Source organism: Streptomyces tendae, from assembly GCF_014650435.1.
In the GTDB taxonomy this organism is placed as follows: Bacteria; Actinomycetota; Actinomycetes; order Streptomycetales; family Streptomycetaceae; genus Streptomyces; species Streptomyces tendae.
In genome coordinates this window covers 477,116-490,222 of the sequence record NZ_BMUY01000003.1, presented here as the reverse complement: position 1 = coordinate 490,222, position 13,107 = coordinate 477,116, and the positions used below count along the sequence as shown (strand labels likewise).

Sequence of the window (13,107 nt, the reverse complement as noted above, 5' to 3'; positions counted from 1 at the left end):
TCCCCGAACCCCTGATTGCACGCCTCTGATTGCACGCCTCGCGAAGGGAGCGCACGTGAGACCTCATCGACGGCACCACAGAACGACTCCCCGCATCACCCGGCTGCTGGGATCGCTGCTGCTGGTGGCGGCGGTCGGCGCCATGACCACCGGCGCCGCCCCGGTCCGGAAAACAGCCGCGGAACCGACCCCCCTGGACCGGGTGATCCCGGCCCCCGCCTCGGTCGACCCCGGCGGAAACCCGTACCGCATCACCGGCGGCACCCACATCCGGGTGGACGACTCCCGTGAGGCCCGCCGCGTCGGCGACTACCTCGCCGACCTGCTGCGGCCCGCCACCGGCTACCGGCTCCCCGTCACCTCCCACGGCCACGGCGGCATACGACTGCGCCTGGCCGAGGGCCCGTACGGCGACGAGGGCTACCGCCTGGACAGCGGACGCAGGGGCGTCACCATCACCGCCCGCAAGGCCGCCGGGCTCTTCCACGGCGTCCAGACCCTGCGTCAGCTGCTGCCCGCCGCCGTCGAGAAGGACTCCGCGCAGCCCGGCCCCTGGCTGGTCGCGGGCGGCACCATCGAGGACACCCCGCGCTACGCCTGGCGCAGCGCCATGCTCGACGTCTCCCGGCACTTCTTCGGCGTCGACGAGGTCAAGCGCTACATCGACCGCGTCGCCCTGTACAAGTACAACAAGCTCCACCTGCACATCAGCGACGACCAGGGCTGGCGCCTCGCCATCGACTCCTGGCCGCGCCTGGCGACCTACGGCGGCTCCACCGAGGTCGGCGGCGGACCCGGCGGCTACTACACCAAGGCGGACTACAAGGAGATCGTCCGCTACGCGGCATCCCGCCACCTGGAGGTCGTGCCCGAGATCGACATGCCCGGCCACACCAACGCCGCCCTCGCCTCCTACGCCGAGCTGAACTGCGACGGCGTGGCACCCCCGCTCTACACCGGCACCAAGGTCGGCTTCAGCACGCTGTGCGTGGACAAGGACGTCACCTACGACTTCGTGGACGACGTCCTCGGCGAACTCGCCGCGCTCACCCCCGGCCGCTATCTGCACATCGGCGGCGACGAGGCGCACTCCACGCCCAAGGCCGACTTCGTGGCGTTCATGAAGCGGGTGCAGCCGATCGTCGGCAAGTACGGCAAGACGGTCGTCGGCTGGCACCAGCTGGCCGGCGCCGAACCGGTCGAGGGCGCGCTCGTCCAGTACTGGGGCCTGGACCGCACCAGCGACGCCGAGAAGGCCGAGGTCGCCGAGGCCGCCAGGAACGGCACCGGGCTGATCCTCTCCCCGGCCGACCGGACGTACCTGGACATGAAGTACACCAAGGACACCCCGCTGGGCCTGTCCTGGGCGGGCTACGTCGAGGTGCAGCGGTCCTACGACTGGGACCCGGCCGCCTATCTGCCGGGCGCCCCGGCCGAGGCGGTCCGCGGGGTCGAGGCCCCGCTGTGGACGGAGACCCTGTCCGACCCGGACCAGCTGGACTTCATGGCCTTCCCGAGGCTGCCGGGCGTCGCCGAGCTGGGCTGGTCCCCGGCGTCGACGCACGACTGGGACACCTACAAGGTGCGGCTCGCCGAACAGGCACCGCGCTGGGAGGCGATGGGGATCGACTACTACCACTCGCCGCAGGTGCCCTGGACCTGATCCGGACGGCACGACGGGCACCCCGGAGGACCGTCTCCGGGGTGCCCGCCCGTCCGTGGGGCCGGTGGCTACCGGCCTGCCAGGGGGTTCCTCAGGTTGCCGACGAGCTGGAGCGCGCCGGACGGGTCGGCCAGGTCCACCATCTGCCGGTTGTCGCGCAGCTGGAGCCGGTTGAGGCAGGACAGCGCGAACTCGGGCGCGAACATGTCGTACCGGTCGAACTTGTCGGCCAGCTCCGGCACCGACTCCTGGTACTCCCGGGTGACCTCGGCGACCGTCCGCCAGAAGGCGTCCTCCGTGACGATCCCCTCGTCCGCCAGGTTCGCGGCCAGGAAGCGGAAGAAGCAGTCGAAGACGTCCGTGAAGATCGACAGGAGCTTCTTGTCGTCCGGCACGTCCACCGCGATCCGGGCGACCTCCGGCGGCAGCACCGCGTCCGGGTCCATCACCGCGATCTCCTCGGCGATGTCCTTGTAGATCGCCCGCCGCACCACCCCGTCCTCCAGCACCAGGATCACGTTCTCGCCGTGCGGCATGTACACCAGGTCGTAGGCGTAGAAGCTGTGCAGCAGCGGAACGTAGTAGGCCCGCAGGTAGTGCCGCAGCCACTCGGTGGACGTGAGCCCCGACCGCTCGATCAGCGCGCCCGCGAAGGAGGCGCCCTCGTGGTCCACGTGGACCAGGGAGGCCATGGTGGCGAGCGTCTCCCCGTCCCGGAGGGACGGCACGGGGCTCTCCCGCCACAACGCCGCCAGCATCTTGCGGTACGGCGAGTAGCGGTCGGTGGCCCGCTCGTACTCCAGGTGCCGGTAGCCGACGGCCGCCCGCTCCCGGATGATGCTCAGCCCCGTCTCCTTCAGCACCGGGTCGCCCTCGATCAGCCGGGCGAGCCAGTCGTTGATGGCCGGGGTGGCCTCCATGTACGCCGCCGACAGACCGCGCATGAAGCCCATGTTGAGGACGGACAGGGCCGTCTTCACATAGTGCTTCTGGGGGTGCGAGGCGTTGAAGAAGGTGCGGATGGACTGCTGGGCCAGGTACTCGTCGTCGCCCTCGCCGAGGCAGACCAGGTGCCCGCGGGCGACCTCGGCGGCGAAGGTGACGGTGAGCTTGTTCCACCACTGCCAGGGGTGGACCGGGATGAGGAGGTAGTCGGCCGGGTCCAGGCCGCGCCCGCGCAGCACGCCGTGGAAGCGGTCGACGGTCCCCTCGCCCAGCTCGTCCCGGACGAAGGACTCGTACTCGATGCCCACGCCCGCCGTGAACGCCGCCCGCGAGCGGTGCGCGGCCAGCCACACCAGCCGGACCGGGCTCGCGGTCTCGGGGGCGTACGACAGGTACTCGTGGATGCCGAAGCCGAGGCGCCCGTTGTTGGCGACGAAGCAGGGGTGGCCCTCGGTCATGCCCGTCTCGACGGCCTGGAAGTCGTCGCTCCGGGCCAGCTCGGCGGAGGTGAGCTGCGGCTTGGTCAGCTTGTAGCAGGTGCCGGAGAGGGTGGAGGAGATCTCCTCCAGGTAGACCGGGAGGATCTCGTCGCTCAGGCCCAGGGTCTGCTTCAGCTCGACGAAGAAGTCCAGCGCGGCGAGCGGCAGTTCGGCGCCGTCGCGATGGCGGGTGACGGAGTCTGCGTCCACCTGCCAGTGGTCCAGGGCGCGGACGGTGGCGGTGAAGCGGTACGCGGTCTGACCGTCGTCGCTGCGGACGACGTACGCGTCCCCGTCGGGCCCCCGCTCCGGGGTCAGCAGCCGCTCGTGGGTGAACTCGGCCAGCGCCTTGCGGATCAGGAGGCGGTTGGCCCGCTCCCAGCGTTCGGGGGACAGGTGGGCGACGGCGTCGGCGAGGCTCATGCGGACACCGCCTTCTCGAACTGCTCGCGGGTGCAGAAGCTCAGCAACGCCTTCTTCTCCGGCTTCTGGATCTCGCGCTCGGGCACGAATCCGACGGCTGCGTTCAGGGCGTGGACGGCGGTGTTGGTGACGTCCGGTTCGACGACGACGCGCCGGGTCGCCGGGTCGGCGAACAGCTCGGTCATCACGGTGGTGATCACGGCGCGGGTGAAGCCGTGCACGGGCCGGTCGGTCGGCGCGACCAGGAAGTGCATGCCGACGTCGCCCGGCTCGGGCTCGTACAGCCCGACCAGCTCGCGGTGGGCCGGGTCGTAGCGCTCCATCAGGAAGGCCGGGACGCCGTCGTGCAGGCCGAGGTGGGCCTGCTGGTGCTCGTCGGCGGCCAGCTCCATGTAGGCCCGCTCGACGTCCACCAGCCGGGCGTCCTGCATCATCCAGAACGCGGACTTGGGGTGGGTGAGCCACCCGTGCAGCAGTACGGCGTCGGTCAGCGGGTCGACGGGGCGCAGGGTCAGCGCCCCGACGGCGGTGGCGGTGGTGGTGCTCGTGCGGCTCATACGGCGAACTCCTGGAACGCGATCGTCTGCTCGACCGGGTAGTACTCGCGTCCGAGCAGCTCCCGGACGATGCAGCTGTTGCGGTAGGCGCCCATGCCCAGGTCGGGGCTGGTGACGCTGTGCGCGTGGACCCCCGCGTTCTGCAGGAACACGCCGCTTCCCGTGACGTCCACGGCGTAGTTGCGGCCGATGTCGAAGTTGCCGCGGGAGTCGTGGCGCAGGCGGTCCCGGACGGGCTTGAGGAACTCCGGCTCGGTGTAGCGGTAGCCGGTGGCGAGGACCAGGCCCTCGGTCTCGATCTCGAAGTCCTTGCCCTGTTCCTCCTGGCGGAAGCCCAGCGTGTAGGTGCCGTCCGCGTACCGGGCGCTGGTCAGCGCCGAGTTGGTGAGCAGGCGGGTGGGGACGGGACCGCCGATCTTCTTCTGGTAGAGCAGGTCGAAGATCTCGTCGATCAGATCGCCGTCGATGCCCTTGAAGAGGCCCTTCTGCTCGGCCGTGAGGCGGTAGCGGGTGTCCTCGGGCAGCGCGTGGTAGTAGTCCACGTACTCCGGGGAGGTCATCTCCAGGGTGAGTTTGGTGTATTCGAGGGGGAAGAACCGCGGGGAGCGGGTGACCCAGTTGAGCCGGTAGCCGTGGACGTCGATCTCGCCCAGCAGGTCCTGGTAGATCTCGGCGGCGGACTGGCCGCTGCCGACCAGTGTGATCGACTTCTTCTTCACCAGCTCCGCCCGGTGCTGGACGTAGCGGGAGTTGTGGAGGAAGTCGCCGGCCAGGCCCCGGCAGGCGTCCGGGATGTGCGGCGGGGTGCCGGTGCCGAGGACGAGGCGGCGGGCGCGGTAGGTGTCGCCTGAGGTGGTGGCGACGGCGTAGAGCTCCTCGCACTCGTCGTACGTGACCTCGGTGACCGTGGTGGAGAAGCGGACGCTGCTCAGCTTGTGCGCGGCCCAGCGGCAGTAGTCGTCGTACTCGACGCGCAGCGGGTAGAAGTTCTCCCGGATGTAGAACGAGTAGAGGCGGCCCTTCTCCTTCAGGTAGTTGAGGAAGGAGTACGGCGAGGTCGGGTCGGCGAGCGTCACCAGGTCCGACATGAACGGGGTCTGGAGGTGGGCGCCGTCCAGGAACATCCCGGCGTGCCACTCGAAGTCCGGCTTGGACTCCAGGAAGACGCCGTTCAGCTCGGCGATGGGCTCGGTGAGGCAGGCGAGGCCGAGGTTGAAGGGGCCGAGGCCGATGCCCACGAAGTCGTACGGGGCGCTGGCTTCAGGAAGCGCGGTCAAGGGAGTCTCCCAGGTACTGCTCGGCGTGGCCGGCGATCAGGTCGAGGACGGCTGCGATGTCGGCCGTGGTCGTCTCGGGGTTGAGCAGGGTGAACTTCAGGTAGTGGCGTCCGGCCACCTTGGTGCCCGCGACCACGGCGTCGCCGGAGGCGAACAGGGCCTTGCGGGCGTACAGGTTGGCGCGGTCGATCCCGGCGGGGTCGGTGACGTCCGCCGGGATGTAGCGGAAGACCAGCGTGGACAGCGACGGCTGGACCACGACGTCGAAGCGCGGATCGGCGGCGAGCAGTTTCCAGCCCTCGGCGGCCAGGTCGCAGACCTCGTCGAAGAGTTCGCCGATGCCGTCGGCGCCCATCACGCGCAGCGTCATCCACAGCTTGAGGGCGTCGAAGCGACGGGTGGTCTGGAGGGACTTGTCCACCTGGTTGGGGATACGTTCCTGCACCATGCGGCGCGGGTTGAGGTACTCCGCGTGGTAGGTGGCGTGGCGCAGGGTGGCCGCGTCCCGGACCAGCACGGCGGAGGAACTCACCGGCTGGAAGAAGGACTTGTGGTAGTCCACGGTGACCGAGTCGGCCCGCTCGATGCCGGTGATGCGGTCCCGGTACTTCAGGGAGGCGAGCAGCCCGCAGCCGTAGGCCGCGTCGACGTGCAGCCACACGCCGTACTGCTCGCACAGCCCGGCGATCTCCGGCAACGGGTCGATCGAGCCGAAGTCGGTGGTGCCGCCGGTGGCGACGACGGCCATGGGGACGAGGCCGTCCTGCGTGCAGCGCTCCAGCTCGCGGGCGAGGGCGACGGTCTGCATCCGCTTGTCGCGGTCGACCGGGACCGACACGACGGCGTCGGGGCTAAGGCCGAGCAGTTTCGCGGACTTCTTGACGCTGAAGTGGCTGACCTCGGAGGCGAAGATCCGCAGGTCGGCGAAGGATTCGGCCTTCGCCTCCTCGCGGGCGAGGAGCAGCGCCTGCAGGTTGGACTGGGTGCCGCCGGAGGTGAACACGCCGTCGGCCGCCGGGCCGAGGCCGATCCGGGCGCAGGTCCAGTCGATCAGCTTCCGCTCGATGAGCGTGCCGCCGGCCGACTGGTCCCAGGTGTCCAGGGAGGAGTTGACGGCGGAGAGCACCGCCTCGCCGAGCACGGCCGGGATGACGACCGGGCAGTTGAGGTGGGCGAGGTAGCGGGGGTGGTGGAAGTAGACGGCGTCGCGGAGGTAGACGTCCTCCAGCTCGTCCAGGACCGCGGCCGTGTCGTGCAGCGGCTCGTCGAGGTCGATCCCGTCGATGCGGGGGGAGAGGGCGTCGACCGTGACGCCGGTGAACGGACGGTCGGTGGTGGCGAGTTTGGCGGCCACCCGCTCGACTCCTTCGGTCACGGAGCGGCGGTACTGCTCCGCGGTGGTGTCGTTGAGCAGGTGCGAGCGCATGTGGGGGTCCTCCGGTGGGGACGGTCCGAGAGGGGTGGGGAGGGCCGGAGCCCTCGCTTCGACTTAGGTGAGCCTAACCTAAGTCGAGTCGATCAAACGCGTGCCTGTGGGTGACCGCTGTCACTCACGCCCCGTCCGTGCGGCCGGGTGGGGCGGGGCGCGGTGGCGGGTGCGGTCCTCAGCCCTGCTCGCGGAGTTGTTCCTCCGTCAGGCCGCGGCGCCAGTAGCCGACGAAGGTGACGGCCCGTCGGTCGATGCCGCGCTCGCCCACGAAGTGCCGCCGCAGCTGCTTGACGCAGCCGGACTCGCCCGCGATCCAGACGTAGGGGTGTTCGGCGGGCGGCAGTTGGGCGGCCCGGAGGGTGGCGAGGGTCGCCTCGGGCCCGTCGGTGTCGTCCCCGACCAGCCAGGTGATCTCGGCGTCCGCGGCCGTCCGGAGGTCCTGCACGTCCTCGGCGTGCGGCACCTGAAGCCAGACCCGGGCGCGGGTGCCGGCCGGCAGTGACTCCACTGTCGCGCAGGCGGCCGGTACGGCGGTCTCGTCGCCCCAGATCACCACCAGGTCGGTGTCCTCGGGCGGCCGGAAGCGGATCGCCCGGTTGTCGGCGACCGCCGGACCGAGCAGCAGTACGCGGTCGCCGGGGGCGGCGTCGGCGGCCCAGCGGGCGGCGGGACCTGCCTGGATCCCCGAGTCCGGACCGAGGCCGTGCAGGACGAAGTCGACGTCGATCTCGGCGGTGTGCCCGTCGTCGTCGCGGCGCAGCGCCCGCAGCGTGTACGAGCGCATCACCGCCCGCACGTCGTCCGGCAGTTCCCGCCAGCCCTGCCACCAGCCCTCGCCCAGCTCGACGGGGACCGCGGGCTCCGACTGCCCCGGGTGCGGCAGGAACAGCGACAGCGACTGGTCGAGGCCGTCGGAGTGGAAGGCGCGCAGGTCGGGCCCGGCGAAGGTGACCCGGGCCAGGGACGGGCCGAGCCGCCGCGTCCCTACGACCTGGAGGGAGAAGAAACGGAACGGGGCGGCCACGGCCGTCGTCATGGAGGGCTCCGGGGGAAAGGGGGCGGGTCAGCCGACCTTCTTGGCGTTCTCGATCGCCTCGGCCAGGTTGTCCAGCAGGGGCGTGCACTTGTCGTAGGACAGGATCGGCTCGGGGGAGCGGGCGATGACCTGGCCGGCCTTGACCGCGGGGAGCTGCTTCCAGGTGCCCTCGGTGATGTCCGCGGGCTGGATGGTCGAGGCGCGGTCGTCCATGATGATGACGTCGGCCGGGTACTTGTCGACGTTCTCCCAGCTCAGAGACTCGAACCAGCCGCCGGTCGCCTTCTTGGCCGCCTCGGAGGGCTCGACGAAGTTCACGCCGAGGGCCTTGAAGTACTCCAGGTCCACCGAGAGGTTGGTGCCGGAGACGTAGAACAGGTCGGGGCTCGCGGAACCGGCCAGCACCCGGATCTCCGGCTTGGCCTTGGCGGCGGCGCGCAGCCGGGCGGCGGCCTTGTCGAAGGCGGCCTTGGCGTCGGTGACCTTCTTGGCCTTCATGTCCGCGCCGAGCGACTCGGCCAGCTCCCACATGCGCTGCAGCGGCTGGGTGAGCTGGCGGTCGAAGACCGAGATGGCCACGCTCGGGGCCAGCTTGGCGATCTTGTCCTTCGACTCCTCCGGGACGGACCACAGGGTGCCCGCGGTGTCGAAGGTGGTGGTGATGAGCACCTGGGGCGCGAGGGAGGCGTACTTCTCGACGTTGAGCTTGCCCCACTCGTTGCCGAGGACGGTGACCTTGTCCACGTCGAGGTCGCCGGCCTGCACGTCGGGCTTGCCGTCCTTGGTGGTGGTCGGGCCGAAGACGCCCTTGACCTGGACGCCGTAGTCGAAGAGCGCGGCGGCGACGCCGGTGAAGGCGACGATGTCCGTCGGCACCTCGTCCAGCTTCACGGTCGTACCGCGGTCGTCCTTGAAGGACCAGGGGCCGGACTTGGCGGCGCCGCCCGACCCGTCGCCCGCGCCACCGCTCTTGCCGTCGTCGTCCCCGCAGGCCGCGAGCACGGCGCCGAGGCCGAGGGCGCCACCGGCGGCGAGGATTCCGCGGCGGGTGGGGTGGGTAGCTCTGGCGTTGGACATGGTGGTGGCTGCCTTCGAACGGTGCGGAGCGTCGTGCTCTGCGGGACAATTCGAAGGTAGGTTAGCCTAACCTCAGATCTTGTCCAGGGGTGGGGGCGGGGCAGCACCCACCCCCACCGCGCCGGAGGCTCAGCTCACCAGCCCCAACTCCCGTGCGATCAGCATCCGCTGGACCTCGCTGGTGCCCTCGCCGATCTCCAGGATCTTCGCGTCCCGCCACATGCGGGCCACCGGGTACTCGTTCATGAAGCCGTAGCCGCCGTGGATCTGGGTGGCGTCCCGGGCGTTGTCCACCGCGACCGTCGACGAGTACAGCTTCGCCAGCGCCGCCTCCTTCTTGAACGGCTCGCCCGCCACCAGGCGCGAGGCCGCGTCCCGCCAGGCGAGGCGGGCCGTGTGGGCCTTCATCTCCATGTCGGCGATCTTGAACTGGATGGCCTGGTTGGCGCCGATGGGCTTGCCGAAGGCGTGACGTTCCTTCGCGTAGGCGACCGACTCGTCCACACAGCCCTGCGCGAGCCCGGTGCCCAGCGCGGCGATGGCGACCCGGCCCTCGTCGAGGATGCGCAGGAACTGCGCGTAGCCGCGCCCCAGCTCGCCCAGCAGGTTCGCCGCCGGGACCCGGACGTCGGCGAAGGACAGCTCACGGGTGTCCGAGGCGTTCCAGCCGACCTTCGAGTACGGGGCGGCCACCGTGAAGCCGGGGGTGCCCGAGGGGACGATGATCGACGAGATCAGGGGCCCGCCGTCGGGCTTGCGGCCGGTCACCGCCGTGACCGTGACCAGGCCCGTGACGTCCGTGCCGGAGTTGGTGATGAAGCACTTGGTGCCGTTGATCACCCACTCGTTCGTGGCCTCGTCCAGGCGGGCCGTGGTGCGGGTCGCGCCCGCGTCGCTGCCGCCGTCCGGCTCGGTGAGGCCGAAGGCGCCCAGGATCTCGCCCGAGCAGAGGCGGGGCAGCCACTCGCGCTTCTGCTCCTCGGTGCCGAAGAGATGGATCGGCATCGCGCCCAGCGAGACGCCCGCCTCCAGCGTGATCGCCACCGACGAGTCGACCCGGGCCAGCTCCTCCAGGGCCACGCCCAGGGCGAAGTAGTCGCCGCCCATGCCGCCGTACTCCTCCGGGAACGGCAGCCCGAACAGGCCCATGCGGCCCATCTCGCGGACGATCTCGTACGGGAACTCGTGCCGCTCGTAGAAGTCGCCGATCTTCGGCGCCACCACGTCGTGCGCGAACTGTTCGACCGTGCGGCGCAGTTCTTCCAGTTCGGGGGAGAGCTTGTGGTCCATGGTGTTCACGACTCCTGGTGGGAGAGGGCTCGAACGGTGCGGGACGGGCTCGGTCGGCCCAGGTGCGCGGCCATCCAGACGCTTGTGGCGACGAGACGGCCGAGGTCGACGCCGGTGTCGATGCCGAGGCCCCGCAGCATCCACACGAGGTCTTCGGTGGCGAGATTGCCGGTGGCGGACTTCGCGAAGGGGCAGCCGCCCAGCCCGCCGGCCGAGGCGTCGACCGTGCTGACGCCCTGCTGGAGCGCGGCCAGCGTGTTGGCCAGGGCCTGGCCGTAGGTGTCGTGGAAGTGGACGCCCAGCGCGGACACCGGCACGCCCGCCTCGGCCAGCGCGGCGAGCAGGGCCGTCACCTGGCCCGGGGTCGCCACCCCGATGGTGTCGCCCAGGCTCAGCTCGTCGCAGCCCAGGTCCAGCAGGGCCCGGCAGACCCGCACCACCTGTGGGACGGGGACCGGGCCCTCCCAGGGATCGCCGAAGCACATCGAGAGGTAGCCCCGTACGCGGACGTCGTCGCCCTCCCCCTTCGCCCGCGACACCACCGGCTCGAACATGGCCAGCGACTCGTCCACCGTGCGGTTGAGGTTGGCCTTGGCGAAGGACTCCGTGGCGCTGGCGAACACCGCGACCCGGCGCGCGCCGAGCGCCAGTGCGCGGTCCAGGCCGCGTTCGTTCGGCACCAGCACCGGCAGCGACACCGGCAGGTCGGAGATCTGCGGGTACAGGTCCTCGGCGTCCGCCAGCTGGGGGACCCACTTGGGGTGGACGAAGCTCGTCGCCTCGATCGTGGTCAGGCCCGTGCCGGCCAGCCGGCGGATGAACTCCGCCTTGACGGCCGTCGGCACGGTCGCCTTCTCGTTCTGCAGCCCGTCGCGCGCGCCGACCTCGTGGATACGGACGCGGGCGGGCAGGCCCTCGGCCGGTACGGGCATGGGCAGGCCCAGTTCCGGGGTGTTCACGCCGTCTCCTCCTTCGCGTCCGCCGCCTCGTCGGTGGGTGTGATGACCGCGAGCACCTGGTCCATGGCGACGGTCGTGCCCGGCGCCACGTCCAGCTCGGCGACCGTTCCCGCGTGCGGGGCGGAGACGACGTGCTCCATCTTCATCGCCTCCACCACCAGCAGGCTCTGCCCCGCGCTCACCTCGTCGCCGACGGCGACCTTCACCACCGTCACCGTGCCCGGCATCGGCGCGGTCAGCGAGTCGGCGCCCGCGTGGGCGGCCCGGTCGAGGGACGCGGCGACCGGGTCGTGGTCGCGCACCTGCCAGGCGTCGCCGTCCCTGCCGAGCCAGTCGGCGGCGCGGTGGAAGGTGTGCCGGACACCGTCCAGGGTGACCGTGACCCGGTCGTCGGTGACGGTGTGGGTGCCGCGCGGGGTGTGAGTGACGGGTTCGAGTCCCGGCGCACGCAGCGGGAAGGCGACCGGTTTGGGCTCGCCCCCGGTGCGCCAGCCGCTGGGCACCGAGAACGGGTCCGTCCAGCCGTCGCCGCGCGGACGCAGCGCCTCCAGCCGTACGGCCGCCGCCGCCTCGTAGACCTCCTCCGGTACGTCCGTGGCGACCAGGCCGTCGACCTCCCGCTCCACCAGCCCCGTGTCCAGCTCGCCCGCCACCACCGCCGGGTGCGCGAGCAGCCGCCGCAGGAACCCGGCGTTGGTCTGCACGCCCAGGGTGACCGTCCCGGCCAGCGCCGCCCGGAGCCTGCGCAGCGCGGTCGCGCGGTCGGGGCCGTACGCGATCACCTTGGACAGCATCGGGTCGTAGAGGCTGCCGACCTCGGTGCCTTCACTTAGCCCGGAGTCGGTGCGCACGCCGTCGCCCTCGGGCTCGCGCAGCCGCAGCACCGTGCCGCCGGAGGGCAGGAAGCCGCGTGCGGGGTCTTCCGCGCACAGCCGGGCCTCGATCGCGTGCCCGGTCAGCCGTACGTCCTCCTGAGCGAACCCGAGCCGCTCACCGGCCGCCACCCGCAGCTGCCGCTCCACCAGGTCCAGGCCGGTCACCAGCTCGGTCACCGGGTGCTCGACCTGGAGACGGGTGTTCATCTCCATGAAGTAGTACTGGGACGGGTCGCCGCCCGGCACGATGAACTCCACCGTGCCCGCGCCCCGGTATCCGCAGGAGCGGGCCGCCTGCACGGCCGCCTCGCCCATCGCGGCCCGGGTCGCCTCGTCCAGCAGGACGCTCGGCGCCTCCTCGATCACCTTCTGGTGCCGGCGCTGGAGCGAGCACTCGCGCTCGCCCAGGTGCACCACGTTCCCGTGGCCGTCGGCCAGCACCTGGATCTCGATGTGCCGGGGCCGGTCGATCCACCGCTCCACCAGCAGCGTGTCGTCGCCGAAGGAGGCGCGGGCCTCACGGCGCGCGGCGGCGATCTCGTCGGCCAGCACGGCCTCGTCCCGCACCAGCCGCATGCCCTTGCCGCCACCGCCCGCCGACGGCTTGAGCAGCACCGGGGTACCGATCTCGCGGGCGGCCGCGGCGAGCTGCTCGTCGGTGAGCCCGCTGCCGCTGGAGCCGGGCACGACCGGCACCCCGGCCGCCCGCACCGTCTCCTTGGCGCGGATCTTGTCGCCCATCAGGGCGATCGCGTCGGCGGACGGCCCGACGAAGACCAGCCCGGCCTCCTCGCAGGCCCGCGCGAATCCCGCGTTCTCGGCGAGGAAGCCGTACCCGGGGTGGACGGCCTGCGCGCCGGTGCGGGCGGCGGCCTCCAGCAGCCGCTCGACGGACAGATAGCTCTCCGTCGCCGGTGCCGGGCCGATCCGCACCGCCTCGTCGGCCTCCCGCACGTGCCGGGCGTCGGCGTCGGCGTCGGAGAAGACCGCCACCGAGCGCACGCCCATCGCACGCAGGGTCCGGATGACGCGGACGGCGATCTCGCCCCGGTTGGCGACGAGCACGGTGTCGAACATGCGTGGTGTTCCGTTCGTGT

Annotated in this window: 10 protein-coding genes; 1 reads left to right on the top strand and 9 read right to left on the bottom strand. The window is 71.3% G+C overall.

The window, feature by feature from the left end; genetic code table 11:
- The first annotated feature begins 55 nt into the window (after positions 1-55).
- On the top strand, positions 56-1,663 hold the full coding sequence (locus tag IE258_RS10845) for a beta-N-acetylhexosaminidase (RefSeq protein ID WP_189742141.1): 1,608 nt from the start codon (positions 56-58) through the stop codon (positions 1,661-1,663).
- Between the two features lie 68 nt (positions 1,664-1,731).
- On the opposite strand, the gene desD is transcribed toward IE258_RS10845, so the two are convergent.
- The 9 genes from desD to IE258_RS10800 all read right to left on the bottom strand — a co-directional run bounded on the left by desD (position 1,732) and on the right by IE258_RS10800 (position 13,087).
- A complete protein-coding gene (gene desD / locus IE258_RS10840; RefSeq protein WP_189742138.1) occupies positions 1,732-3,510 on the bottom strand; it encodes a desferrioxamine E synthetase DesD in 1,779 nt (592 codons plus the stop codon).
- Positions 3,507-4,067, bottom strand: a complete 561-nt coding sequence (locus tag IE258_RS10835; RefSeq protein WP_189742135.1) for a GNAT family N-acetyltransferase — start codon at positions 4,065-4,067, stop codon at positions 3,507-3,509. The genes desD and IE258_RS10835 overlap by 4 nt, the downstream gene beginning before the upstream one ends.
- Positions 4,064-5,344: a lysine N(6)-hydroxylase/L-ornithine N(5)-oxygenase family protein gene (locus IE258_RS10830; protein WP_189742131.1), complete on the bottom strand. Its 1,281-nt coding sequence runs from the start codon at positions 5,342-5,344 to the stop codon at positions 4,064-4,066. Before IE258_RS10830 ends, IE258_RS10835 begins: the two co-directional genes overlap by 4 nt.
- Positions 5,328-6,770, bottom strand: coding sequence for a lysine decarboxylase DesA (gene desA, locus IE258_RS10825; protein ID WP_189742128.1), 1,443 nt, complete (start codon positions 6,768-6,770; stop codon positions 5,328-5,330). The genes IE258_RS10830 and desA overlap by 17 nt, the downstream gene beginning before the upstream one ends.
- Positions 6,771-6,948: 178 nt before the next feature.
- Positions 6,949-7,809, bottom strand: coding sequence for a siderophore-interacting protein (locus IE258_RS10820; RefSeq protein WP_189742125.1), 861 nt, complete (start codon positions 7,807-7,809; stop codon positions 6,949-6,951).
- Positions 7,810-7,836: 27 nt separating this feature from the next.
- Complete coding sequence (gene desE, locus IE258_RS10815; RefSeq protein ID WP_189742122.1) at positions 7,837-8,886, bottom strand: siderophore-binding protein DesE; 1,050 nt, start codon at positions 8,884-8,886, stop codon at positions 7,837-7,839.
- Between the two features lie 129 nt (positions 8,887-9,015).
- The gene (locus tag IE258_RS10810) at positions 9,016-10,176 is read right to left on the bottom strand and encodes an acyl-CoA dehydrogenase family protein (protein ID WP_189742655.1); all 1,161 of its coding nucleotides are present in this window, start codon (positions 10,174-10,176) and stop codon (positions 9,016-9,018) included.
- Positions 10,177-10,181: 5 nt separating this feature from the next.
- Positions 10,182-11,135, bottom strand: a complete 954-nt coding sequence (locus tag IE258_RS10805; protein WP_189742120.1) for a hydroxymethylglutaryl-CoA lyase — start codon at positions 11,133-11,135, stop codon at positions 10,182-10,184.
- Entirely contained in the window at positions 11,132-13,087 is a 1,956-nt protein-coding gene (locus IE258_RS10800) for an acetyl-CoA carboxylase biotin carboxylase subunit (protein WP_189742653.1), read from the bottom strand. Before IE258_RS10800 ends, IE258_RS10805 begins: the two co-directional genes overlap by 4 nt.
- Positions 13,088-13,107: the final 20 nt, after the last annotated feature.